At 62.5% G+C, this 26,089-nt stretch carries 20 protein-coding genes; 13 read left to right on the forward strand and 7 right to left on the reverse strand.

Translation table 11 applies throughout. The annotated features are described in order from the left end of the window. Positions 1–66 precede the first annotated feature (66 nt). Positions 67–1,224, reverse strand: a complete 1,158-nt coding sequence (locus AC1Q6C_RS08015) for an acetyl-CoA C-acetyltransferase (RefSeq protein ID WP_054188369.1) — start codon at positions 1,222–1,224, stop codon at positions 67–69. Between the two features lie 655 nt (positions 1,225–1,879). On the opposite strand from AC1Q6C_RS08015, the gene AC1Q6C_RS08020 reads away from it, so the two are divergent. Next, entirely contained in the window at positions 1,880–2,260 is a 381-nt protein-coding gene (locus AC1Q6C_RS08020; RefSeq protein ID WP_054188270.1) for a hypothetical protein, read from the forward strand. 96 nt (positions 2,261–2,356) lie between these two features. Here AC1Q6C_RS08020 and AC1Q6C_RS08025 read toward each other — a convergent pair whose 3' ends face one another. Both AC1Q6C_RS08025 and AC1Q6C_RS08030 read right to left on the reverse strand, forming a co-directional pair. Next, positions 2,357–3,442, reverse strand: a complete 1,086-nt coding sequence (locus AC1Q6C_RS08025; protein WP_492666497.1) for an ABC transporter substrate-binding protein — start codon at positions 3,440–3,442, stop codon at positions 2,357–2,359. A gap of 54 nt (positions 3,443–3,496) precedes the next feature. Beyond that, a complete protein-coding gene (locus tag AC1Q6C_RS08030) occupies positions 3,497–4,327 on the reverse strand; it encodes a siderophore-interacting protein (protein ID WP_474338510.1) in 831 nt (276 codons plus the stop codon). A gap of 172 nt (positions 4,328–4,499) precedes the next feature. On the opposite strand from AC1Q6C_RS08030, the gene AC1Q6C_RS08035 reads away from it, so the two are divergent. Further along, entirely contained in the window at positions 4,500–6,083 is a 1,584-nt protein-coding gene (locus AC1Q6C_RS08035; protein WP_492666498.1) for a helix-turn-helix transcriptional regulator, read from the forward strand. A gap of 19 nt (positions 6,084–6,102) precedes the next feature. Here the strand turns inward: AC1Q6C_RS08035 and AC1Q6C_RS08040 are convergent, their stop codons facing one another. Then, positions 6,103–6,759, reverse strand: a complete 657-nt coding sequence (locus tag AC1Q6C_RS08040; protein ID WP_492666499.1) for a TetR/AcrR family transcriptional regulator — start codon at positions 6,757–6,759, stop codon at positions 6,103–6,105. A gap of 167 nt (positions 6,760–6,926) precedes the next feature. On the opposite strand from AC1Q6C_RS08040, the gene AC1Q6C_RS08045 reads away from it, so the two are divergent. Genes AC1Q6C_RS08045 through AC1Q6C_RS08070 form a run of 6 tightly spaced genes read left to right on the forward strand, consistent with a single transcriptional unit; the run spans position 6,927 to position 14,704 of the window. Beyond that, positions 6,927–8,315 carry a flavin-containing monooxygenase gene (locus tag AC1Q6C_RS08045; protein ID WP_372025528.1) on the forward strand — a complete coding sequence of 463 codons (1,389 nt, stop codon included), beginning with the start codon at positions 6,927–6,929 and terminating at the stop codon, positions 8,313–8,315. Next, positions 8,312–9,466, forward strand: coding sequence for a serine hydrolase domain-containing protein (locus AC1Q6C_RS08050; RefSeq protein ID WP_492666500.1), 1,155 nt, complete (start codon positions 8,312–8,314; stop codon positions 9,464–9,466). The genes AC1Q6C_RS08045 and AC1Q6C_RS08050 overlap by 4 nt, the downstream gene beginning before the upstream one ends. Then, positions 9,463–10,503 (forward strand): NAD(P)-dependent alcohol dehydrogenase, encoded by a 1,041-nt coding sequence (locus AC1Q6C_RS08055; RefSeq protein WP_030536186.1) that lies wholly within the window; start codon positions 9,463–9,465, stop codon positions 10,501–10,503. The genes AC1Q6C_RS08050 and AC1Q6C_RS08055 overlap by 4 nt, the downstream gene beginning before the upstream one ends. Positions 10,504–10,522: 19 nt before the next feature. Then, positions 10,523–12,184: a steroid-24-oyl-CoA synthetase gene (gene casG, locus AC1Q6C_RS08060; protein WP_492666501.1), complete on the forward strand. Its 1,662-nt coding sequence runs from the start codon at positions 10,523–10,525 to the stop codon at positions 12,182–12,184. Then, complete coding sequence (locus tag AC1Q6C_RS08065) at positions 12,181–13,926, forward strand: N-acyl-D-amino-acid deacylase family protein (protein WP_492666502.1); 1,746 nt, start codon at positions 12,181–12,183, stop codon at positions 13,924–13,926. Before casG ends, AC1Q6C_RS08065 begins: the two co-directional genes overlap by 4 nt. After that, positions 13,916–14,704 carry an SDR family NAD(P)-dependent oxidoreductase gene (locus AC1Q6C_RS08070; RefSeq protein WP_218695662.1) on the forward strand — a complete coding sequence of 263 codons (789 nt, stop codon included), beginning with the start codon at positions 13,916–13,918 and terminating at the stop codon, positions 14,702–14,704. Before AC1Q6C_RS08065 ends, AC1Q6C_RS08070 begins: the two co-directional genes overlap by 11 nt. A 1-nt stretch (position 14,705) precedes the next feature. Here AC1Q6C_RS08070 and AC1Q6C_RS08075 read toward each other — a convergent pair whose 3' ends face one another. The 3 genes from AC1Q6C_RS08075 to AC1Q6C_RS08085 all read right to left on the reverse strand — a co-directional run bounded on the left by AC1Q6C_RS08075 (position 14,706) and on the right by AC1Q6C_RS08085 (position 17,048). Then, positions 14,706–15,185: a carboxymuconolactone decarboxylase family protein gene (locus AC1Q6C_RS08075; protein ID WP_020909587.1), complete on the reverse strand. Its 480-nt coding sequence runs from the start codon at positions 15,183–15,185 to the stop codon at positions 14,706–14,708. Continuing rightward, positions 15,182–16,306 (reverse strand): NAD(P)H-dependent amine dehydrogenase family protein, encoded by a 1,125-nt coding sequence (locus AC1Q6C_RS08080; protein ID WP_492666503.1) that lies wholly within the window; start codon positions 16,304–16,306, stop codon positions 15,182–15,184. The genes AC1Q6C_RS08075 and AC1Q6C_RS08080 overlap by 4 nt, the downstream gene beginning before the upstream one ends. A gap of 61 nt (positions 16,307–16,367) precedes the next feature. Then, complete coding sequence (locus AC1Q6C_RS08085; RefSeq protein ID WP_003943269.1) at positions 16,368–17,048, reverse strand: NUDIX hydrolase; 681 nt, start codon at positions 17,046–17,048, stop codon at positions 16,368–16,370. A 78-nt stretch (positions 17,049–17,126) separates the two neighbouring features. Here AC1Q6C_RS08085 and AC1Q6C_RS08090 point away from each other — a divergent pair, with 78 nt between their 5' ends. From AC1Q6C_RS08090 to AC1Q6C_RS08110, 5 genes are all read left to right on the forward strand, one after another. Beyond that, a complete protein-coding gene (locus tag AC1Q6C_RS08090; protein WP_054826740.1) occupies positions 17,127–19,064 on the forward strand; it encodes an O-acetyl-ADP-ribose deacetylase in 1,938 nt (645 codons plus the stop codon). A gap of 269 nt (positions 19,065–19,333) precedes the next feature. Further along, positions 19,334–20,476 (forward strand): Ig-like domain-containing protein, encoded by a 1,143-nt coding sequence (locus tag AC1Q6C_RS08095; RefSeq protein ID WP_492666504.1) that lies wholly within the window; start codon positions 19,334–19,336, stop codon positions 20,474–20,476. 29 nt (positions 20,477–20,505) lie between these two features. Then, positions 20,506–22,251, forward strand: coding sequence for an Ig-like domain-containing protein (locus tag AC1Q6C_RS08100; protein ID WP_492666505.1), 1,746 nt, complete (start codon positions 20,506–20,508; stop codon positions 22,249–22,251). A 104-nt stretch (positions 22,252–22,355) separates the two neighbouring features. After that, complete coding sequence (locus tag AC1Q6C_RS08105; RefSeq protein WP_214925824.1) at positions 22,356–24,479, forward strand: phosphocholine-specific phospholipase C; 2,124 nt, start codon at positions 22,356–22,358, stop codon at positions 24,477–24,479. 80 nt (positions 24,480–24,559) lie between these two features. Beyond that, positions 24,560–26,029, forward strand: coding sequence for a cellulase family glycosylhydrolase (locus AC1Q6C_RS08110; RefSeq protein WP_081558883.1), 1,470 nt, complete (start codon positions 24,560–24,562; stop codon positions 26,027–26,029). Positions 26,030–26,089: the final 60 nt, after the last annotated feature.

Raw genomic sequence — 26,089 nt, forward strand, 5'->3', positions numbered from 1 at the left:
TTGTCTTACACGCGGGGATACATTGCCGGTCCCGTCGCACCCAGGTGATGACCGCAGTCGGCGATTTCACCTCAGCCGCTCGATGATGGTGACGTTCGCGGTCCCGCCACCCTCACACATGGTTTGGAGACCGTACCGTCCATCAATGCGGTCCAACTCGTGCAACATCGTGGCGAACAACTTGGTGCCAGTGGCCCCAAGAGGGTGGCCCAGTGCGATTCCACCACCGTTGGGATTGACCCGGGAGGGATCTGCACCCGTCTCGATCAACCAGCTCAGAACTACCGAAGCGAATGCCTCGTTCATTTCTACGGTATCCATCTGGCCGATCGCCATGCCGGATTTCGCCAGTGCATACTTCGTCGCGGGTATCGGCGCCGAGAGTTGCAGCATCGGATCGTCGCCGCGCACGCTCATATGATGAATGCGCGCACGTGGCTTCAATCCATGAACCTCGAGCGCCTTCTCGGAGACGATCAGGGCCGCTGATGCGCCGTCACAGATCTGCGAAGCCACAGCAGCCGTCAGCAACGAGCCATCCCTCAATGCGGGCAGTGCAGCCATCTGCTCCATGGATGTCTCTCGTGGGCATTCGTCAACGACGCATTGGCCCAATGACACTGTCTCACGCTCGAATCGGCCGTCTGTGATGGCAGCACGGGCACGCTGATGCGATTGCAGTGCCCATTCCTCCATGTCTTCACGGCTGATACCCCATTTCTTGGCAATCAGGTCGGCGCCGACGAACTGTGAGATTTCGGCCTCGCCGAATCGTGCTGCCCACCCCCGGGACTTACTGAAGGGCGTGTCGAATCCGTACTCGTTGCCGGCACGCATCGCCGCCGAGATAGGAATCGAGGACATGTTCTGCACACCGCCGACAAGCACCACATCTTGGGTCCCGCTCATGACCGCTTGCGCTGCGAAGTGGACGGCTTGCTGTGAAGATCCGCATTGTCTGTCGACTGTCGTTCCTGGGATGTCCAAGGGTAGGCCTGCTGAAAGCCAGGCGGTGCGGGCAATGTTGCCCGATTGCGGCCCGATAGCGTCGACACAACCGAAGATCACATCGTCGACGGCCATCGGGTCCAGTCGAGTGCGGTCGAGAATCGATGTGATCACGTGGGCCCCCATGTCCGCTGGGTGCTCTCCTGCGAGCGAGCCGTGCCGTTTACCCACCGGAGTGCGGAGCGCATCGACGACATAAGCCTGAGGTGCAACCATACGAACTCCTTCGAAATCGAGCTTTGTCGGGCTTTCGATGTCGCACACACTTTAGCGATCAAGCATTTGTTTGGTAGATGAAACGTGATTTCGAGACCCGCAGCTACCGACACAGGATTGGTCTCCGCACTTCTATCCAACGAAATCCACTGCTGTCGCAATCATTCGACAGTTCGATGCTCGACCCCCCCAACGCGACTTGGCTGCCCTCGCTGCAGACCCCTCACACCAGCGTGAAACGGCGAAGGATTCGAGAACAGCTGCGGGAGTGCATCTTCGAGCGGAACGAGTGCATCATCCAGATCCATTGCCTTCGCTGAGAAATCGTTCAGCCCGCCTTGCAAACAACACCAGCTTTGTCGAGCTACACCGCAAGCCGGCTGGCCGATGGCTGGAAAGTTAGTACTTTCGGTGGAGCCCAGCACGATTGGGCTATTCACCGCCCGATACAGGCTTCGTATACCGATACGCGTTGCAGGACAACGATTCTACAAACGGTCACGCACTCAGCGATTCACGAACCGCCGCTGGCTCGAAAACTGGATCCCCTTGCGGTAATTGCGCCCCGGGTAGAGCATGGGCACCACACCGTCTTCGATTACCGGAGGTTACCGTGACGAATCTCGTACGCCGACTATCTGCCTGCGTATCCATAGTGGCCGTATCGGTTCTCGCGCCCGCAGCCGTTGCCTCCGCTGCGGTCACCGTTCCGTTCCAGATCAACCCGGCGCCGTTCGGGAACCCAAACGGCAGCTTCGACGCACCCCCTGTCCACTGTGTGGCGGTAGTCGGCGAACAACCTGGCACGGTGACGATCACCGGCGCCAAAGAAGAGCGGTGGGGTTGCATGCTTTCGACGGAAGTGCGCTGGATGAACCTCTCGACAGGAGCCTCCGGCTCCGGTCGGCTTTCTGGCGACAACCAAGGAACCCCGGGAGAGGCAACCCTGCAGACTGGAGCCGGGCAAGTTGCCGTCGCCATATTGCCTGCCGCCGGACCTGTCACCCCGGGTTTCGCAACCTTCTTCGTCCCATAGGCAACCCCCAAACCCGGGACACCTGCTGTACGAACGACCCGTCGCCACACAATCGTGTGGCGACGGGTGAGTGCTTTCCGTTCTCCAGTTGTACGCCTACAGCTTCGCGCTGATGAGCGGCACGATATGTTCAGCCGCCCACATCGTTCCGATCGGGCCACCGCTCGTGATTGCCCATAGAACATCCCCGCCGTCTGCGGTACGCGGAGGCAGGGCGACCCAACGACCGGAGGACACCGCTCCCAGCGCTTGGAAGAGCTTCCCGCCGGTCAGCTTGTCGAAATCCTCCTCGCTGCCGGCGGCACTGCGGCCGATCAGCAGGAAGTCCGCATCGATGTTCTCGAGAAGTTCCTCGCCGACAGTGCTTTGGGTGACGAACTCCTGTGCACGCGGGTTCTCGGCAAAACCGAGCTCGCCCAAGAAAGTTGCCGGCGCCGAGCCGGGCGCTGAAAGGTACTGCAACCCGTTGCCGGTTCCGTAGAAGATCGCCCAGGTTGCGGTCAGGCCAGTGAGTTCAGGGTTCTCCTGACGCACCTTCGCAAAATACCGATCATGGTCCGCCACGATCTTTTCGGCTGCCTTCGAGAGGTCGAGTGTCTCGCCGAGTACGCGGATCGATTCCTTCCACGGCACGAGCATCCGCGACTTCGTGTCGGGGCTCGTCACCACCGGTGCGATGGAGGACAAACGTTCGTAGTAATCGCCCATCGACAAACCACCCAGGCCGTCGGCCCAGCCGACGGCGACGATGAGGTCAGGTTCGCTCGCGGCGATCGCTTCGACGGGAAGTGTGCCGCCCATCGCGAACTCGAAGGTGTCGAGATCCTCTGCGCCGTAAGGCAGCAAGTACGACTGGGAAGCCGACTCCTTGACCATCGACGAGGAGAGAACGGGTTTGACGCCGAGCGCGAGGAGCATTTCCGTGTCGACGGCATTGGGGACGATTGCGGCAACCCGCTCCGGGCGCTTCTCGAGAATACTTGTACCATATGGCGATTCCAGGGTCAGCGGGTAAGTAGTCGTTCCTTCCGCAGCGGGAAGGGCGTTCCCCTCCGAACCGGGAGTGGACGCCGTTTTCGAGTTTTCGGCCGAGGCCGAGCACCCGGACACAAGGAGCGCTGCGGCGAGCGCGGCCCCGATCAGTCCGATGATCCGTGATCGTCTGGTGCGCAGGACTGTCATTTCTGCCTTTCGGTGTTATCGAGCGCTTCGGTCTTACCGAGCGATGGAGCCGGGTCAGGAATCTGTGCGCACTGTGTCGCTGCGTTTCCAGTAGCCGGTGAAATCGATGTCGGTCTTCGCAATTCCTCGATCACGAATCAAATGACGCCGAAGCGAGCGAATCGTCGCCTGTTCGCCTGCAAGCCAAGCGAATACGCGTCCGTCAGGCCATTCGACTGCACTGACCGCGTCGAGCAACAAAGAAGTAGTGCCGGGCTCCGCCCCCTCGCGTGGCAACCACGTGACACTCACCCCGGGCAACTCGCGCACCGATTGAATGTGAGCCGAGTCCGCAATTTCGACGAACACATGCCCCCTGGCATCGGCAGGCAATTCCTCGAGCAGACGTGCGATCGCAGGTAGCGCCGTCTCGTCACCGACGACGAGCAGATACTCGCAATCTTCCGGGAGTCCCTGCGATACAGAGGGACCCGCGATGTGCATTCGGTCGCCCGGGCCGGCGTCGCGCGCCCAGGTGGTAGCAACTCCACCGCCGTGAACGACGAAATCGACGTCGAGTTCACTTGTTCGCGGATCGTAACGGCGCACGGTGTACGCGCGGGCAAGTGGACGGCGTCCCGCTGCGAAAGTCACAGTGCCGTCGACTATCACCGGCAAGACCGGATCGGTTTCGCCAGGATAGGCGAACAACAATCGGAGGTCGTCGTCGAAGCCGGTGCTGACGAAGGCGGGCTCGGCAAAGCCGTCGGCGTTTGTGAAGGTGTCGAGCTGCGCTCCGGTGAGCGTCACTCTCCGCATGCCCGGCGTCACGTCTGTCACCCGACGTACCTCGAGTTCACGCAAGGTGACTGAGTACGCCGTTGTCGGACGGGTGTTTCGGGGCACGGAAAGACTCCTCGGAAGCGCACAGACGGGGGGGTCGACCCACGCTCGATCACGGCGGAAGGGCCATTGAATAAAGCTAGCCTCCCCTAATCGGCTACGGTTATCCGTGCGTGCCGACTTCTTACACTCATCGGTGGCTGCGTGAGAAAGCATCTGAATCGGGAGGGCATACGTGGGACCACGGTTGGTGTTCTCCGCGGGCGAAGTCCCCGAGATCCCCGCGTCCCGACTCTCCTTGATCGCGAATGCACGTGAGCCACTGCTCTTCTGGGTACACACCGGACACGCGGAACTACAGATTGGCGACCGCACCCGCAGCGTGACCGCTGGGGCGGCAACCTGGGTGCCCGCGGGAATCGCCTACAGCATCCGAGTCGACCCGGGAGCGGTCGCGTTTCCCATTCCGATGCCCGCTGCCGACCTGCCGCCCACGTTGAACCGGATCATCGATTTCGAGATCCCGGCAGCCTGGCAGGACTGGCTCGTCCACCAGTTCGCGCACAACTTGGGATTTCTGCGCGGTGGGGCGACTGTGGGAGCCGGACTACTCGAGCTTGTCGCGGGGGCCCATTCCAACGACGCCGACGCTTCGGTGTCGTACGCCCCACCGAATTTGCCACGCTCGGCCGAGACCCTCGAGATCGCTCGCACGCTTCTACGGACGCCAGCCGACGACACGGAGCTTTCCCAGTTCGCCCGGCAACTCAAGATCGGCGTCCGCACCCTGCAGCGCCGATTCACGGAGGAGACGGGGTTGCCTTTCGCGCGTTGGCGCACCTCGGCCCGGATCGCGGCAGCAATCGCATACCTGAACTCCGGCCGCGAAATCGGATGGACGGGTGGGCAGGTCGGATTCGCGACGCCCGCGGGATTCACCCGTGCCTTCCGTGAACACACCGGTGTGACACCCAGTGACTACACACGTGCAAACCAAGGCTCAGCGCCGATCCATGAGAACGAGACCTTGGCACAGAGCGTCGCACTCTTGTCCGAGGAAGGCGCCCACTCAGGCTCGGCGCCGATACCGCCGACGATTCCCGCAAGCGGAACGTGGGCCAGGGTCAACAACTTTCACGTCATCGTCTGGATCTACCGAGGCTCCGCCCGGGTCGCTTTCGGCGACCGAACCTGGAATCTGAGGCGGGGCGACGCGATGTGGCTTCCCGCGGGAGTACGCAACAGCGTCGAGATCGCGGAGGGTTCGCTTTTACTTCCGCTCGGATCCCAGCCTGGCGACTCTCCCGTCACTGCACCGCCGCCACGAGTGCTGCACTTCGCGCGCGAAGCGGAGGCGTATCTGTTGCACACGGTCGTTGCGAATTACACCCTTCTGCGCCCCGAGATCCATGACCCAGCGAGGATCTCGAGGCTGATCCGAAACAGCGCGGCGACGCGGACACCCGGCGGCCGAACCAATCCTGTCGAAACGATCCTTACCGCACTCCGCGCGGACCCCACCGATTCGCGCACGCTGCCGGAGTGGAGCGCTCGACTCGGCGTCGACGAGGGCCTGCTCCACAAACGCTTCGTAGCGGCCACCGGCCAGAGCTTCCCGCGCTGGCGCGGTCAGTTGCGGATGACCCTCGCCCGCGCTTATCTCGAGGAGGGCTTCTCGGCCGGAGAGACCGCCCGTCGACTCGGCTACGCGCACGCGTCCGGATTCACCAAGGTCTTCATCGGTGCCCACGGCATGTCGCCCCGGGACTACCAGCGCCGCGGATGGCGGGGAACGGTCGAAGGACTCATCGACTCGTGAACCTCCGTCGGATTCACATCTACCGCTCGTCGCCGCCCTTGGATTCCGGCGACAGGGCCGGGAACCAGATGTCGGTCAGAACCTCGGCCGCCTGCATCCGAGTCACGTCGATCGTCCCCTGCACGGCCCAGCGTGTGAAGAATCGCTCCAACTGACTCACGAGCAGTTCGACGCGCAACCGTGCCTCGTCGTGCTGTTCCGCCGGCCAACGGCCCAGGTACTTGGGCATGGCATTCGGTAGTTGGGTCATACCGTCTCGCGCTGTCTCGCGGAACTCCGGTTCGAGTGCCACGGCCTCGTCCCAGGCCGGCAGCAGGCGTTTGTTCTCGTCGAACCAGTCGAAGGCACGCTCCAGCCAAGCCGTGAATTCCACGCGAGAGTTCGTGTCGAGAACCCGATCGAGATCGATGTAGAAAGCGAACGCACTCGCCGCCATCCCGGCCGCGCCGATCGTCTTGAGCATCTCCACCTTGCTGGCGAAATGCACGTAGAACGTGGCTCGACTGCATCCGACGACCGAGGCGATGTCGTCGACCGTGACAGCCGCGTATCCCCGTTCCTCGAACAGAGTGCGTGCGGCGTCCACGAGTTTGGCCCGCGTCGCTCGTTTCTGCTCGTCGCGAAGGGTTCCCCGCCTGTTCTTCGGGCCATCGGTAGTCGTGCTCACGTCGCCCACCTTGCTCGCATTTCGACTTCCTGGCAAATCACCGACTCACCGTCATCAAAAAACATTGCGTCATTCATTGACACATCGTCAGCGAATGGCGCACTATGACTCAAGTCACTTCTCGGGCTTCGATTCTTCTTCGCGCACGCCCGAGACAGAACAGAAAGCGATGGCGAATGAGCCCCTCCCCCTTGCCGAGCGTGTGCATCATCGGCGCCGGGCCCACCGGAATCACGACGGCCAAGCGAATGAAGGAATTCGGAATACCCTTCGACTGCTACGAAGCGTCCGACGAGGTCGGCGGAAACTGGTACTACAAGAATCCCAACGGGATGTCGGCCTGCTACCAGAGCCTGCACATCGACACGTCGAAGTGGCGCTTGGCATTCGAGGACTTCCCGGTCTCTGCCGACCTTCCCGACTTCCCGCACCACTCCGAACTCTTCCAGTACTTCAAGGACTACGTCGAGCACTTCGGACTGCGTGAGTCGATCATCTTCAACACCAGTGTTGTTGCCGCAGAGCGTGATGCAAACGGACTGTGGACCATCACGCGCTCGGACGGCGAAGTCCGTACCTACGACGTCCTGATGGTCTGCAATGGTCACCACTGGGATCCCAACATCCCGGACTACCCCGGCGAGTTCGACGGCGTCCTCATGCACAGCCACAGCTACAACGACCCGTTCGATCCGATCGACATGCGCGGCAAGAAAGTAGTCGTGGTCGGAATGGGGAACTCCGGCTTGGACATTGCTTCCGAACTGGGGCAGAGATACCTCGCCGACAAGCTCATCGTCTCGGCGCGCCGCGGCGTGTGGGTGTTGCCGAAATACCTGGGCGGCGTGCCGGGAGACAAACTGATCACCCCGCCCTGGATGCCTCGGGGGCTGCGCCTGTTCCTGAGTCGTCGATTCCTCGGCAAGAACCTGGGAACCATGGAGGGCTACGGACTACCCAAGCCAGATCACCGCCCCTTCGAGGCACATCCGTCAGCCAGTGGCGAGTTCCTCGGACGCGCCGGGTCAGGCGACATAACCTTCAAGCCGGCGATCACCAAACTCGACGGAAAGCAGGTTCATTTCGCGGACGGCACCGCCGAGGACGTCGACGTGGTCATCTGCGCAACCGGCTACAACATCAGCTTCCCCTTCTTCAGTGATCCGAATCTGCTGCCGGACAGGGACAACCGATTCCCACTGTTCAAACGAATGATGAAGCCCGGAATCGACAACCTCTTCTTCATGGGACTCGCGCAGCCCATGCCGACGCTCGTCAACTTCGCCGAGCAGCAGAGCAAGCTCGTCGCGGCCTACCTCACCGGTAAATACCAACTGCCGTCTGCGAACGAGATGCAGGAGATCACCAAAGCCGACGAGGCGTACTTCCTCGCCCCCTATTACAAGTCACCACGCCACACGATTCAGCTCGAGTTCGATCCCTACGTCCGCAACATGAACAAGGAAATCGCCAAGGGCACCAAGCGTGCTGCGGCCTCCGGAAACAAGCTACCTGTTGCCGCGCGTGCAGCAGCACACGAACTCGAGAAGGCGGATCGCGCATGAGTCTGGTGAACGGTCACTGCGACAACGAGTTCGACGCCGTCCGAGCGGCTTTCGAGGCTCAACTCGAATCCGGTGAAGAACTCGGCGGCTCCGTTGCCGTCACCGTCGACGGAGAATCCGTGGTCGATCTCTGGGGCGGGTACGCCGACGAATCCCGTACCACTCCATGGGGCAGCGACACCATCGTCAACACGTTCTCCATCACCAAGACCATGACGGCCCTGTGTGCGCTCCTGCTGGTCGAACGCGGCCAATTGGACGTGTACCAGAAAGTTGCTCACTACTGGCCCGAATTTGCGGCAAACGGTAAGGAAGACATCGAAGTTCGCCACCTCCTGTCGCATACGTCTGGCGTCTCCGGTTGGGAGCGCCCGATCGAACTGACGGACATCTACGACCTCGAGGCGTCCACCGCTCGCCTCGCTACCCAGAAGCCTTGGTGGACCCCGGGTACGGCGTCGGGCTATCACGCGATCAACTACGGCCATCTCGTCGGTGAGGTCATTCGTCGCATCGACGGGCGAACTCTCGGCAGGTTCTTTGCCGAAGAGCTTTCCGGTCCACTGGGAGCCGACTTCCATATCGGCACGTCCGCAGAGCATTTCGGTCGAATCGCCACCATGGTTCCGCCGCCCGCGTTGGAGTTCGACCTGTCCACGCTCGACCAGGACAGCATCTTCATCAAGACCCTGACCTGCCCACTGCTCGACTACCCCGAGGTCAACACCGCACCCTGGCGGGAAGCCGAGATCGGCGCAGTCAACGGCCACGGCAACGCACGTTCTATCGCTCGGGTCCAATCCCTGATCTCGAACGGTGGTGTGCTCGACGGCCGGAAGCTGCTCTCGCAGAGCACCATCGACCTGATCTTCGAGATCCAAGCCGACGGTATCGATCTCGGGATCATGACACCACTCAAGTTCGGCATCGGCTACGGACTGCCACATCCGGTTACCGCGCCACTGATTCCCGACGGGCGCGCCTGCTGGTGGGCAGGTATCGGCGGCTCGATGCTGGTCAACGATCTGGACCGACGGATGACCTTCGCCTACGTCATGAACAAGATGGCACCGGGTCTGATCGGATCCGACCGCAGCAACGCCTACCTGAGCGCCGCATACAACTCCGAGGTCAGCGAGGTCAGTTCATGAAGGCAGCCCAGCTCATGGGGCCCGGGCTCCTGGAAATCAACGACGTGCCGGTCCCGGAGATCGGCCCGTCGGAACTACTGATTCGGGTGGGCGCAGCGGGAATCTGCCACTCCGATCTCCATCTCCTGCACTTTCCGTACAAGATGCGCGAAGAACCGCTGACTATCGGCCACGAAATTGCCGGCACGATCGAAGCCGTCGGGAGTGGCGTCGACGGCCGTTCCGTCGGAGAGCGTGGCGTCGTCTACCTCTGTTGGTCGTGTGGACAGTGCCGAGAATGCATGAGCGGCAACGAGAATATGTGCCTCGCCGCTGGACGCACCGCGATGCCGCCCTGCCCCGGGCTTGGTCCCGAAGGCGGGATGGCCGAGTACGTCAAGATCCCGGCTCGCTCATTCGTACCCATCGGAGACCTCGACTTCCTGCAGGCCGCACCTCTCGCCGATGCGGCACTGACGAGCTACCACGCCATTCGCGGTGCCCGCGAACATCTCCAGCCCGGTGCCACCGCCGTCGTGATCGGCGTCGGCGGACTCGGTCACGTTGCAGTACAGATACTTCGCGCAATCAGTGCCGTGCGCATCATCGCCGTCGATGTCGGACAGGATCAACTCGATCTCGCCAAACGTTGCGGCGCCGACATCACGCTCGAATCGGGACCGGACACCGCGCAGCACATCCTCGACCTCACGTCGGCCAGAGGCGCAGAAGTCATCTTCGACTTCGTCGGTATCGACGCAACTGCACAGATGTCCGTTCAAGCGGTTGCGCCGAACGGCGCGTATCGAATGGTGGGCCTCGGAGGCGGAAACCCCGGAATCACTGCCGAAGCTGCCGGCGGACCAGGCTGGCCGTGGGGCGCATCGATCCGGAAGTCGTACGGCGGCACCAGAAACGACCTCGTCGATTCCATCGCCCTGGCACAGGCCGGTCTGGTAACGGTAGAAGTAGCCCGCTTCGACCTCGCTGATGCCCGCGACGCACTCGACCGTCTCGAACACGGCAAGGTCACCGGACGCGCAGTGCTCGTACCCTAATCTTCGAAAGGCACTTCACGTGACTACTTCCGCTGATACACAAGCATTCATCGCGTCCGTCATGGCTGGGCTGACCGGCCCCGGTGGTCCTTTCGAGATGCAAGTCGAGGATGTACTGGGCAGTTCGATGCCCGTCATGAAGAACCGTGACAAGGCACTCGGCGACGTGCTCGCTGCATCCTTCGACTTCGGATCACGCGACTATCTGGTGACCAAGGACCGACGCTTCAGCTACCTCGAGCACGGCGAGGCCGTAGCAGCATTGGCGACGGCGCTGCGCGAGCGGTACGGCGTCCGCAAGGGTGATCGGGTCGGCATACTTGCTGCCAATACGCCGGAATGGGTGATGACCTTCTGGGCGGCTCAGTCCCTCGGTGCCATCGCCGTCGGATTCAACTCGTGGTGGGTGGCCCGCGAGGTGGCGTACGGCATCGATCACACCACCCCCACAGTGGTGATCGCCGACGCCAAACGCGCGCAGATTCTTTCCGAACTGAACACCGATGTTCCCGTGCTCACGATGGAAGAAGATCTACCTACCTTGATGGAGAAGTATTCGGGATCGACACTGCCCCGTACTTCCGTCGACGAGGACGATCCGGCCGTCATCCTGTACACGAGCGGAACCAGCGGCCGCCCCAAGGGGGCTGTTCACAGTCACCGAAACGTGTTGGCCGTCATCGACTACCACCGCTACAGCGATCGCCTCGCTGCGGCGTTCACCGGCAAACCCAGAGACGGCCGACCCAGTGACTTGCGGTATCTGCTGACCGCGCCGCTGTTTCACATTGCAAGCCTGCATAACCTGGCGATCCCACGACTCGCGACGGGCGGAGCGGTGGTCATCCATCAGGGCGCCTTCGACGTCGACGAAGTCCTTTCCCTCGTCGAACGCGAGAAGGTCACAAACTGGGCGGTGGTCCCCACCATGGCAACCCGTCTCCTCGAGTACGGCAGTCTCGAGAAGTACGACCTGACCTCACTGAGCGCCTTTGCGCTCGCGTCTGCGCCGTCATCTCCGGCCTTGCAGGACCGACTGCGCGCACGACTGCCTTTTGCGCAGCACACCTTGGTCGACAGCTACGGGCTCACCGAATCCTCCACCGGCATTTCAGTTGCCACACCACCGGAACTTGCCGCGTTCCCCGGAACTCTCGGCCGGCCGATCATCGGGGTGAGCGTGGAGGTGCGCGACCCCTTCGGTGTTGCAGTCCCCGACGGCGAGGAAGGTGAGATCTGTGCGCGCAGCGCCTATGTGATGTTGGGGTACTGGAACGACGAGACCGCGACTGCAGCCGCTATCGGTCCTGATCGATGGCTCCGAACCGGCGACTTCGGAGTGTTCGAGGACGGCCGGCTCCGCCTGACGGGTCGCCGATCCGATCTGATCCTGCGCGGCGGCGAGAACGTCTACCCTCTCGAAATCGAGCAGACCATCGACGAGCATCCCGCCGTACTCGAATGCGCTGTGATCGGCATTGATTCGGCAGACCTCGGCCAAGAAGTTGCAGCCGTCGTCGTTTTGCGGAATGAGGGAGCCGCCGGCGAAGAAGAACTACGCGACTATGTCGCCGAACGACTGGCTTACTTCAAGGTGCCGGTGAAGTGGAAACTGAGCACAACTCCTCTGCCCCGCAATGCAACCGGAAAAACGATACGTGCAAAGGTGGTTCTCTCATGACCTACGACGCCGTGATCAACAACGGTCTGTGGTTCGACGGCACCGGGGCCAAACCAGCTGTCCGCAATCTGGGTATCCGCGATGGGTTGGTTACTGCCATCTCCCTCGATCCACTCGACGAAACCGACTGTCCCCGTGTAATCGACGCGAGGCGCAAGTGGGTGATCCCGGGCATCGTGGACATCCACACTCACTACGACGTCGAGATCCTCGAAGGCCCGGCGCTGAGCGAATCTCTCAGACACGGGGTCACGTCGATCTTTGTCGGATCGTGTTCCCTGTCCACCATTCACGCCAGCCCCTCCGACGCGGGTGATCTCTTCGGCAGAGTAGAGGCAATTCCGCGTAAGCACGTCGTCGACGCACTCAACCGTGCCAAGACCTGGAACTCTGCGAGCGAGTATGTTGCTGCACTAGAGGCGCTTCCGCTAGGTCCCAACATTGCAGCCTTCATCGGACACTCCGATATGCGGGCCGCCGAGATGGGACTGGATCGTGCTACCAGGAAGGACGTCCATCCCACAGACGCCGAACTCGCGTCGATGGAAGCACAGTTGACCGAAGCTCTCGACGCAGGATTCGTCGGGATGTCCAGTCAGCAATTGTTGTTCGACAAACTCGACGGCGAGACCTGCCGCTCACGCACGCTGCCGTCGACGTATGCAACCACGAAAGAACGACGCCGACTCAATGCGATCCTGCGCCGTCGGGGACGGGTATTTCAGGCCGGACCTGACCTCTCCAACCCGATGAGTACCGGAGCGATGGCGTTCTCCAGCGCGGGTATCTGGCGTAAGCGACTCAAGACGAGCATGCTTTCGGCGGCCGACATCAAGTCCAACAAGTTGGCCGTGGTGATACTCGGCCCACTGGCACACTTGGTCAATCGACTCGGCGGCGACCTGCGCTGGCAGCACCTGCCAGTTCCCTTCGAGGTATATGCCGACGGCATCGACCTGGTTGTCTTCGAGGAGTTCGGATCTGGCGCTGCAGCACTGCATCTGACCGACGAGATGGAACGCAACGTCCTCATGCAGAGCGAGGATTACCGTCGACAATTCCGCAAGGACTACGACCAGAAGTTCGGTGTCAAAGTTTGGCATCGCGATTTCTTCGACGCCGAGATCGTGTCCTGCCCCGACGAATCCCTGGTCGGCAAGAGCTTCGGGCAGGTCGGCCTCGAACGTGGCGGCCTCCACCCTGTCGATGCATTCCTGGATCTGGTCCTCGAACACGGCACGAAAGTGCGTTGGCGCACAACCATCTCGAACCACCGGCCGGAGGTTCTGGACAAGTTCGCCCAGGACAATGGCGTCCAACTCGGGTTCTCCGACGCCGGAGCGCATTTGCGCAACATGGCGTTCTACAACTTCGGCTTACGCCTACTACGACGTGTCTACGATGCCCAAAAGGTCGGCCGTCCGTTTATGACCGTCGAGGCAGCGGTGCATCGTCTCACCGGTGAACTCGCCGAGTGGTACGACGTCGATGCCGGGCACCTTCGATTAGGTGATCGCGCCGACCTGGTTGTGATCGATCCCGCTCATCTCGACGATTCGCTCGACACTTATGCGGAAAGCCCGGTTGTGGAGTACGACAACCTCTCCCGCATGGTCAATCGCAACGACCAGACCGTCACCGCAGTGTTCGTCGGCGGCGAGTACGTCTTCGGCGACGGAGAAGCAGCACCCGTTCTCGGCAACCGCCGAACCGGAAAGTTCTTGAAAGCAGGTGCCCATTAACACGTCCAGATTTGCCGGGAAAACAGCAGTCGTCACTGGAGCAGCATCAGGTATCGGTGCAGCCATCGCACTAAGGCTTATCGACGAAGGCGCACAGGTAGCTGGAATCGACATCGCTGCAGAGGGTTTGAAAGAGATAGCCTCCCAGCACGGCGGGGCCTTCCTCGCCGTTCCCGCCGACGTCACCAAGGAATCCGATGTTGCCGAGGCCCTTGCCGCGGCGGCGGCGGAATTCGGCGGTATCGATCTGGCTTTCAACGTTGCCGGTGCGTCGAGGGTGGGGCAGATCGTCGACCTCGACGAGGCCGACTGGGACTTCACCATCGACCTGGTGCAGAAGGGCGTCTTCCTCTGCACCAAACATGAAGCGCGGCATATCCGAGAGCACGGTCGCGGTGGTGCGATAGTCAACGTGTCCTCATTGAACGCGCACGTGCCGAGCCCCTACGGGAGCGCATACGCGACAGGCAAAGCCGGAGTCGAGATGTTCAGCAAGAATGCCGCGATCGAACTGGCTGCGTCGGGGATCCGGGTCAATGCCGTTCTACCCGGCCTGGTCGACACGCCACTGGTCGCGCCGGTCATGAACTACGAACCCGCCCGCGACATGTTTCTCAGCCGAATCCCCATGTCCCGAGCGGCAACTCCCGACGAGATCGCGGGCCCCTGCCTCTATCTCGCCAGCGACGACGCCTCGTACATCACCGGAACCAGTCTGGTCGTCGACGGCGGCTGGGAGGTCTCGAACTACCCGGATCTGACGACGCTGGGCAACTAGTTCAGTTGCCGGGCAACACACATTGAGTATCGAGGCCGAGGACGTGGTTGAGCCTGCCGAAGGCCAACCACGATCCGAGGCACATGCTCAACTCGACGATTTCTCGCTGGGAGTAGTGAGCTGTCATGCGTTCCCAGAACTCGTCGTCGAGCCCGTGGTGGTCGAGGGCGTATCTCTCGGCGTATTCGGCAGCGAGGCGTGTCCTGTCGTCGAAGGCATCGGTGGTGCGCCAGTCGGTGACAGCCTGATCGAACGTCGACTCCACAGTCTCGCCGTCACGCTCGGTGCGCCAGTCCTGACAGAAGATGCACCCGTTGATCTGAGCGATCCGGAGCCTGGCCGCCTCGAACTCACGGAGGCCGAGAGTTCCCTCCGTGTAGACCTTTTGGGAGAACCCGGCGGCTGCGGGTCCGATGCCGGGGACCATCTCTCCCCACACGTAGCCGATCGGGTTCTTGCCTTCGGGTATGTCGATATTCATGCGAGTACCTCCGAGTTTCGGGCACCGAGCTTGCCGACGCCGGGTGTGAGCGGAACGTCCAGCGCGTCGTAAAGACCGGGTTCAGCCTGACGTAGCCAGGGAATTGCGTTGACGAGACGTCCTACGGCCGTGGCATTTCCACCGGCCGCGCGGTTTCCACCTTCATCGGTGGCTTCGACGTTGATCTCGATTCGTGGTCGTCCTTCGACGATCACCTTGTGCGCGCCGTCGCCTCCGTCTGGCGGGAGCGGCCAGTCGCGGGCACAGGACGGATGAATACGCGTGACGTGTTCGATCACGATCAGTGGTTCCCCGCCGACGATTCCCTGAACCTCGAATCGCAGTGCGCCTTGGGTGCCGACCGCGAACTCCCCCATATGTTCGGTCGACACGGTTTCCTCGAGCGGGCGGCGCAGCAAGGTCTCGCGGATCTCGTCGAGTTCCACCCCGAGTGCCCGGGCGATGAGCCGAATCTGCCCGCCCCAGACCATGGTGGGTACGGTCGGCGCGACCATGGGAGGTTCGTAGTCCATCGGCTGACCCATCCCGATCAGGTAGCGGACAGAATCCGGCTGTTCGTAGGTCGTGTAGTCGAAGATTTCCTGACACCGGATCTGGTCGATTGTCCCCGCGAGCCCGCTGAGGAGAATCGGCAGGATGTCGTTGCCCCAGCCTGGGTCGATACCGGAGACGAACAGAGCGCCGCCGCCCGCCTTGGCAGCAGCTTCGACAGGATCACGGAGTTCGGGAGGCGCAGATTTCGGGTCGTACAGCGCATATACGGACGGCGTGACCACCACAGCTCCGGCGGCCAGTGCCCGCGTGATGTCGGCAACCGCGTCGTCGGGCCGAATGTCGCCGGACGCCGCGTAGACCACCGCGCCGGGAGACGCTGCGAGCACGGCATCGGCGTCGTCGGTAGCCGCGACGCCCAGGTGCACTCCCAGATCGGCGAGGTCACCGGCGTCTCGCCCGACCTTCTCGGGGTTCGCAACGATGACGCCGACAAGTTCGAGGGCCGGATTGGCTGTCACAGCGCGAATCGATGCACGCCCGACGTTGCCGGTACCCCACACGACAGTCGGAATCTTGGACTCGGCTTCATTCGAAACTGCACCCATCAATCGGACATTACCCAGCTCAGCGCGTCAGGTCAGCAGAACTGCAAGAATTCGTTTCACTTCATCCGGTCAAAAATGCCATTGCCTGCGCAGTCAGTGCGCCGTCACCCCGCCTCCGGTACGTCTCGGCGGGTCGGCCGTTACCTGGTCTGCTCATCTCGCCGGTACTTTCGAGTGCGTCGAACACCTGCCGGCGGAAGCTGTCCTTCTGGAACGGACGATCGAAGATCACCTCGTAGAGTCCCCGAAGTTCGGCGACGGTGAACGTCCCGCCCGACAATCCGTCCGGATCCACGTACGACGCATACCTCGTGCGTAGGTCCGTGACCGCGAGTCGCACCATGTCGGCGTGATCGAATGCGAGTCCGCTCACTGCCTCGTCGTCGTACACATCGACGAGAAGCGCCGAATCGGGCAGTGCCGATTCCGGTAGGCAAGCCGTGTGTGCGACCGACAAAACCCATCCACGGTCGTCGCGGTCCGGTCGGTCGAAGATCGCCAACTGGTGGAAGCTCGTCTGGGCCAACTCTGCCTTGACCGACAGGGCACGATCGGCTGCGGCCGTGAGCAATTCGCGTTCGTGCAGAAATGTTCCCGGTAGCGCCAGCGCACCGAGACGGTGCCGAACCACCAGAACTTTCAGAGATCCACCGCTGTACGTCAGCACCGCGACGTCCACTGCCACAGACGGACGCGGATAGTCCGTCAATCCCTTGCCGCTCGTGTCTGTCCATTTATTCACCCTTGCATGTTATCTCAAACATGATCTATGGTTAGCGCAAAGTTGATCAAACGATCATCGCGAACCGAAGAGGTGGCTATGAAACTCACCGCACAGCAGTCCGATCGAGCGGCCGGCGTTCTGCTCGGCACCGCAGCAGGAGACGCGCTCGGCGCCGGCTACGAATTCACCTACCCGAAGGCCGAGGTCACGATCGACATGATCGGTGGCGGCCCGTTCGACTGGGCGCCGGGAGAATGGACCGACGACACCTCGATGGCAGTTGCGATCGCCGAGGTGGCCGCTACCGGAATCGACATCGGAAGCGCTGACGGTCTCGATGCCATTGCAGCACAGTTCATCCGGTGGTACGACTCGAAGCCCGCGGACATCGGCAACCAGACGCGAGCAGTGTTGTCCGTCCGCTCCGAAAGCGCAGCGGCGATGGCGGATCGTGCGCGGGCGATCAGCGGCCGCAAAGCCGGCAACGGCTCGCTCATGCGGACTGCTCCCGTCGCCCTCTCCTACTTGGACGATGCAGAAGGTGCCAGGTCGGCAGCGCACCGGATCAGTTCACTCACGCACGACGACCCGCGTGCCGGACAGGCGTGCGAGTTGTGGACCCATGCCATCCGCCATGCCGTTGTCTCCGGCAACTTCGACGGTGTTCGCGGCTTCCTCTCCGTTGCCGATCAGGACGTCGCCGAATACTGGGGCCCGCTGCTCGATCAGGCCGAAACCGGGAACCCGCAGGACTTCTCCAAGAACGGTTGGGTGGTGCATGCACTTCAGACTGCTTGGTGGGCAATCACTTCCACGGACAATGGCGATGCTCGCCACCTCCAGTACGCATTGGAAGCAGCAGTAAGAGCCGGCGGGGACACCGACACGACGGCGGCCATCGCGGGTGGCCTCCTCGGCGCCCGCTGGGGAGCGTCGGCGGTTCCCGCCCGTTGGCGCCGAATCATGCATGGCTGGCCGGGATACCGTTCCTCCGATCTGATTCGCCTGGCAATAAAGACTGCTCGCGGCGGTACCGACGACAAGAACGGATGGCCGTCGACAGCAGAACTCGACTACTCGAGGTTTCGCGGAACCCACCACCTGACGACGCACCCGCACGACGACGGCGTCATGCTCGGCGGCGTCGATGCGGTGTCCACTGCAGACTACGACGCCGTGGTCAGCCTGTGCCGCATGGGAACACGACAGGTCGCCCCTGATCACGTCGAGTTCTGGTTGGTCGACGACGGTCACGATTCCAACGCCAACCTCGAGTTCGTTCTCGACGACGCAGCGCGCACCGTCCAGGCGTTGCGGGCCGAGGGAAAGCGCGTACTCCTCCATTGCGTTCAGGCGCACAGTCGCACGCCGTCGGTTGCAGCGCGATACTCGATGTTGATCGGACGTGATCCCTACGACGTACGCTCGGCTATGCCGTGGGCTCGCCCGAAGCGTGAACTCTGGAACACGGCAGTCGGAAACGCGTCCGTCGGACACACAGCCGTCGGATACACAGGAGGATCCATGCCCGCTATTACAGTCGTCGAAGGTGACATCACGACGCTGACCGTCGACGCCATCGTCAATGCGGCCAACTCCAGGCTCCTCGGCGGCGGCGGTGTCGACGGCGCGATCCACCGTGCCGGGGGACCGGAGATCCTGAAGGCTTGCGAGGTATTGCGCAACACCAGCCTTCCCGACGGCCTGCCGGTGGGTGCGGCCGTAGCCACCACCGCCGGAAAGCTGCACGCCAAGGCCGTGATTCACACCGTCGGCCCGAGGTATTCGCGCTCCGAGGACCGTTCCGGTCTGCTTCGGTCGGCGTACACCCGCAGCCTCGCCGTGGCCGACTCGATCGGCGCCCGTACCGTCGCCTTTCCGTTGATCTCGGCAGGGGTCTACGGCTGGCCGAAGGAAGATGCCGTCCGACAGGCCGTTTCAGCGATTCGCGCGGCGAAGACCGAGGTCGAGACGGTCACACTGGTCGCATTCAACAAGGAGACGGCAGACCTGATGCGCCGCGCGATCGCCTGACCGTTTACCGGGCCCACTTCACGCCACGTTAAAGCAGTGCAGAGCGGTCGGAGAAGTGGAGAAATTTCACCGGTTGGACGTTTGTCCAACAATTTGTCCGAATCGCATATTCTGCGGCTCGCTCTGTGTTCTACTCCTCTCCAGGGTTTGAGCTGGTGGTGAGCAAACGACGAGACGTATTCGATTCTCTGTCAGCTCGAGGCCGGTTCCCGGACCCGGCTTCAAGCCGAGAGCTCGATCTTGTCGAGCGCTACTCAAGGAGAATGTGAATGGTGTCGACGTTGATGCGCCGAGGAGTGGGGGTGGCCGCGTCGTTGACCGGATGCGTTGCCCTCGTGATCGGCGGAACCGGAGTCTCGTCCGCCGCTGATGTGGACCTTCCGTTCACGGCATCGTGCCACGGGTGGCAGTTCCCCGGACCGATCACGCACAACGAGACGCGTGATTCCGGCGTCACGATCAGTGCGCCGGCCGTGGTCCCGCCGAACTCCACCTTCACATACCGCCTCGCGCCCAAGCCGATGACGGTCCCCAAGGACGGTTACGACCTCAGGTCCGTCGTGAACTGGACGCGTCTCAAGTTCGATTTCGACATCCCCGCAGGCACCTCCTACGTGGGGGCGCAGATCGTGGCCGGCACCAGCTCGAATCTGGGTGGGGTCGCCCCGACGATCACGCGGGTGAACGATGCCGGTTCACCCGATCCGAATGGGACGCATCTTCGTATCTCCGGCAACAACATCACGGCGGGCAACGGACCCAACACCGACGACAACGGCGGCGGCGGAATCGAGGTCGGTGGAGGAAAGACGTTCCAGCTCCCGGCAGTCGACGTCACCGTCACGTCAGGGGCTGTCGGCACCCAGATCAAGCCCATGCTGCGCGTGTCCGACTCCAACTCGGGTTCCTACGACAGTGCCGCCAACTACCTGACCTTCCTGCAGCAGGAGACCCTGCTCGGCGGCGTCAAATACTGGCTGACCACCAATTGCTCACCACGCGACAATCGTTCGGCCGGATTGAACGCCGGCGGCCGGCCGCTCGCCGTGATCAACGTCGACTCCAGCCTCGCTCAGACACAGACGCGAATCGACGCACCCGGTAAGGCCGTCGTCGGTGACTCCGTGGAACTGACGGCAACGGTCACTCCGTGGCCGTCGGGAGGAACAGTGCAGTTCCGTGACGGAGGGGTCGACCTCGGCGCTCCGGTGGCCGTCGTCAACGGCGTCGCGAAGGCCAACCGCACGATGACAACAGCGGGCGACCACAACATCACGGCGTACTACGCGGGATCGGCCGGTTTCATGGAGTCGATGTCGGGCGCCGTGACGATCAACGTCGTCGAACCGTCCGAGCCCGAGCCTGGCACCGGTAGCCTCGGCAGCCTTGGTACCCCCGGATTCGGGTCGTGAAAACTGTGAACAGAAACCAGGATTCGACGATGAACTCGAAACTCCTACGCGGCTCTGCGATTGCAACCGTCTCGGTACTGGCCGGCGGCTTGTTCTCCATCGTCGGCGGCGGGATCGCCTCGGCTGCCCCCGAGACCAAGAGCGTGGCCTTCACAACTGCATGCCATGTGCGCGAGATGGACGGTGTGGCAAGCCCGATCACGTTCAACGAGACACTCGGCTCGGGAGTCACCATCACCGCGCCGACCACCGCGGCACCAGGTGAGACCGTCACCTACCGCGTGCAGCCGAACGAGATGAAGGCAAACAGCGGCGGTCATGCCAGCCGTGGAGTCGTACATTGGGCCCGGATCAAGTACGACTTCGACATCCCGTCCGGCGTCGAATTCGTGAGTTCCCAGCTTGTGGCGGACAGTGCGTACGGCCTCGGATCCGACAGTGCCACTCCGACAGTCACACGGATCGACGACGGCGGTAATCCATCGGCATCCGGTACGCACCTGCGTATCTCCGGATCGAATCGGACCACCGGAAACGGTCCGTCCTCCGCAGTTCGATCGAGTGACGGCATCATCGTCGGTGCCAACACCAAGTTCCGACTCCCCGCAGTCGACGTCACGGTCAAAGCTGGTGCGGCCGGTACCGAGATCAAGCCTTCGCTGAGGGTTTCCGATCCCGGTTCCGCCAACTACGACGACGACCGAAATGCGCTCACATTCGTCCAGCGCGAAAAGGATGTCTTCACAGTCAACTACTGGGAGCGCTACAACTGCTCCCCGCGGGACAACAGGAACTCCGGCCTCAACGCCGGTGGGCAGGCCCTGACCACCATCTACGTCAGCCAACCGACAACCACCACGATCCAAATGCCCGGCTCGATCCAAGCCAGCACACCGACCGAGCTTGTCGCAAAGGTGGATCCGGCCCCGGTCAACGGAAACGTGCAGTTCAGGGTGGACGGCGCCGACGTCGGTACACCGGTCACGCCCGGTGCCGACGGCACTGCCCGGCTACCGCATACCTTCTTCACCGCCGGAACCGCGCGGGTCTCCGCAACGTTCCAGGGCGTCAACGGATTCCAGAGTTCCAACTCGACCGAGGCAATGGTCACGGTGACTGCCGCACCTGTCGTCAAGCAGACCGACACGGCCGTGAACGTTCCCACCGATGCTAAGACGGGCGTTTCGGTGTCGCTGAGGGCGCAGGTCACGCCGACACCCGCCGGTGGCACTCTCCAGTTCAAGGACGGCGCTGCAGATATCGGCGCTCCGATCCCGGTGGGCGCTGACGGCAAAGCCACTCTGGAACATGCCTTCACCTCGGCTGGATCTCATGCCGTCTCGGCCTACTACTCCGGCGCAACAGGATTCATGCCGTCGATGGCATCCGCTCAAACGGTCACCGTGTCTGATCCCGCACCGTCCGATGTCACCACCTCGACCTCACTGGCAGCTCCCGCGACGACCAAGCAGAATGTCGCGGCAGAACTGTCCGCGACTGTCACCCCCAACCCCGGCGGGGGCTCGGTTCAGTTCTACGACGGCGACCAACCCATCGGACAGCCCGTTGTCGTCGGAGTCGATGGAGTGGCGCGACTGACGCACACTTTCGCATCGACGGGCGATCATCGGATCAAGGCGGCATACGCCGGGCGAAGTGGATTCACACAGTCCGCGTCGGACGAATCCGTCGTCAAGGTTTCTGCTGCGCCTGACGACGGCGGGAACGGCGGTTCGGGCAGCCTCGGTTCACTGGGCGGTCTCTTCGGTTCCTGATCGAATTCTTCTCGACACTGTTGCCGCTGCACCGATTCGGAGCAGCGGCAGCAGCATGTCGCGGCCGTGGTCATAGAACTGATTGATTTATCGATGGAGCACAAGTGTCCAGGAACTCTCTTTCTCGACGGTCGTTTCTCGCCGCCGGGGTCGGTGCAACTGCAGTCGCCGCTACTTCCCTTCTGCCGCCGTCGCTTCAACGTGTACTGGCGACACCCGCAAACTCCGGCGGGCTCGATTCGATCGAGCATGTAGTCCTCGTCATGCAGGAGAACCGATCTTTCGATCACTACTACGGCGCACTGAGGGGTGTTCGCGGATTCGGGGATCCGAATGCGCTGCGTCTGCGCGGCGGCCACAGCGTCTTCGAACAACCCGGGCCTACCGGTCCTGTGCTCCCCTTCCCTATCCGCGATTCGGCTGCGGCGCAACGCATGGACACCCAGAACGTGACCGGACTCGACCACAGCTGGGCGGGCGGACATGCCGCACTCGCCGACGGCTGGCACGACGGTTGGATCGCGGCAAAAACCGGCACGACGATGGCCTACTACGACCGGCAAGACATTCCCTTTCACTACGAACTGGCGGACGCGTTCACGATCTGCGACGCCTACCACTGCTCCGTACCGACATCGACGAGCCCCAACCGGAACTATTGGGTCTCTGGATACACCGGATACGAGCCACTTTCGCCCAATCCGACCGAGTCGGTCCTGCCTTCGGATCCGCCCGGCCCCGAGGGAAGAGCTGTAACCAATGCGGCCTACAACCCCTGGCACGCCGGCTACGGATGGACGACGGTTCCCGAGCGGTTGCAGTCCGCCGGCATTTCCTGGAAGACCTACCAGGAGTGGGACAACTTCGGAGACAACAACCTCGAATACTTCACTGCCTTCAAGAAAGTGGCGGCAGGGCTGCTTGGCCGGCCAAGCCTGCTCCCCTACGAACTGCAGACCTTGGCCGGGTTCTATCTCGCCCTGCCGTCGATGCCGGCGCCGGTCCAGGAAGCAGCGGTACTGGCCCTCGAGAATGCTGCAGACCAACTGTCGCCCGCTGATCGCCAACTCTACGATCGCGCACTGTACCGATCCCGGCCCGGCACACTGGCCGCCGAGTTCAGGAAGGACGTCGAGTCGGGCCGACTGCCGCAAGTCAGTTATCTCGTTCCGTCCGAGGTGGATTCGGAGCATCCATCGGGTTCGTCACCTGCGGCGAGCGCAACACTGCTCTATCAAGTGCTCGACGCCGTCGCCTCCGATCCCGATCTGTGGGCGAAGACGGCCGTGATCGTCAACTTCGACGAGAACGACGGGTACTTCGACCATGTACCGCCACCTCGACCACCGCGCTCGGTCGAAACCGAATGGGTCGGCAATCAGCCGCTCGGTCTCGGCCCGCGGGTGCCGATGACGATCATCTCGCCGTGGACTGTTGGCGGTTTCGTTTGTTCGCAGGTGTTCGACCACACGTCCGTCACGCAGTTCCTGGAGACGCGGTTCGGAATCACGCAACCGGAAATCGACCCGTGGCGACGCACGGTGAGTGGCGACCTGACGTCGGCGTTCGACTTCGCCAACCCGCGCAGCCGACCGACTTTGGCTCGCCCGCAACCCACTCCGCCGCTGGAACCGCGGTGGACACCGACCCCGCCCACCGAACAGAGAATGCCCCTGCAGGAAAGCGGCACTCGACCAGCACGGGCCCTTCCCTATCAACCCGACGCCTACACGACGGTGAACCCGGAAACCGGCTCGTTGGCGGTCCATCTGGCCAATACCGGCGCCGCATCAACGCACCTGGCCTTGTACCCGTACGCAGGTGAGTTCGACGAGCCACGGCATTACGACCTCCTGGGTGAGGTCGATGACACCGTTGCGCTCAGTGATCGCGTCTACAGCCTGACCCTGTTGGGTCCCAACGGTTTCAGGCGCGAGTTCAGCGGAGCTACAGACAGTGCGGCAGCCTCGCTCGACGTCTCGACAACTGTCGACGCAGGGACGCGCACGCTTGTACTGACGGCGACCAATTCCGGAAGTCGTGCACTGACGGTCAATGTGGACGGAAACCGACGCAAACTCGCTGCCGGTGCACACTCTCGGTGGACGGTGCGTTCGGTGGACGGCTGGTATCAGGCCGCCGTGACGGTCGACGAAGATCCTGAATTCAAGCGCGTGCTCGTCGGACACATCGAAAACGGGCGGACCAGCGTAAGCCAACCGACGTGAATCGACACCGAGCGTTCAAGCCCAGGGCCGAATCCCCATTCGGACAAGTCAATCCATCCACACACCCAGAAGGAGTTTCCGTGCGTCGTATCCCGCTCTCAGCACTGATAGTCGCGGGCTCACTGATACTGGGCGGCGGAATTGCCGCGGCTCAGGGCAGCCTGCCCACGTCGGGGAGCGCCGATGGCACGTCGGTGCCACCGTCGTACCTGACCGACGACGCCGGGCGCTCCTTGATCCTGCGAGGGTTCAACACGGCGTCGAGCGCAAAGAGCGCACCCGACGGCATGCCGAAGTTCACCGAAGCCGATCTCGAGCGCGAACATGCCGACATGGGAACAAATTTCGTGCGTTTCCTGATCTCCTGGCGTTCGGTGGAGCCAGAGCCGGGACAGTACGACCAGGAATATCTGGACCGCGTCGAGGACCGAGTCAGCTGGTACGCCGAGCGCGGCTACAAGGTCATGCTCGACATGCATCAGGACGTCTACTCCGGCGCGATCACACCAGAGGGCAACAGTGGCAACGGCGCCGGCAACATCGGCAACGGCGCGCCGGCCTGGGCGACCTACATGGACGGCCTTCCGGTCAGCCCTCAAGACCGGTGGGAGCTGTACTACGTCCAACCCGGTGTGATGCGTGCATTCGACAACTTCTGGAACACCACCGGCCAACATCCCGAACTGGTCGAGCACTACGCGAACGCCTGGCAGGTGGTGGCCGAACGTTTTGCAGGCAATGACACCGTCGTGGCATACGACCTGATGAACGAGCCGTGGGGCGGTTCCCTCCAAGGCCCCGCCTTCGAAGGTGGGCCCCTCGCTGCCCTGTATCAGCGAACCACCAACGCCATCAGGGAAGTTGATCAGGACAGCTGGGTGTGTGTGGCCCCGCAGGCCGTCGGCGTCAACCAAGGTGTCCCCAGCGGGCTCACGAAGATCAACGACCCACGAGCCGGCGAACAGCGAATCGCCTACTGCCCACACCTGTACCCGCTGCCCCTCGACCTCGGTGACGGATACTCCGGCCTCTCACGCACACTCACCGACGCGACCATCGACACCTGGCGCGACAGCGTCGAACACATCGCAGGCAACGTACTCGGCGGCGTTCCGATCATTCTCGGCGAATTCGGGCTCGACACAACACTGCCCGGCGCAACCGACTACATCGACCGCGTCTACACGACCGCCCGAGAACTCGGCGCGGGTGTCTCCTACTGGTCCAGTGATCCAGGTCCTTGGGGCCCGTACCTGCCGGACGGATCGCAGACACTCCTCGTCGACACCCTGAACAAGCCATATCCGCGAGCCGTCGCGGGCACACCCACCGAATGGTCCTCGACCGTCGACCGCCTTCAGCTGACGTTCACCCCGAACCCCGCAGTGACGGCACCGACCGAGATCTACCTACCCGAAAGCGGCTTTCCCGGCGGCGTCGACGTCGCGGGCGCCGACATCGTGAACTGGAACCCCCAAAGCCGTCTTCTCACAGTGGAAACCGCGGACGACGCGGGCCCCGTCACGGTCACGGTGACGCCGGCAAGCTGATCGCGAGCGTCGAGATTCCTGGATATTTGTCCGGTTCTTTCGTAACGTACAAGCGACGGG

Source organism: Rhodococcus sp. MT28 (assembly GCF_058792695.1).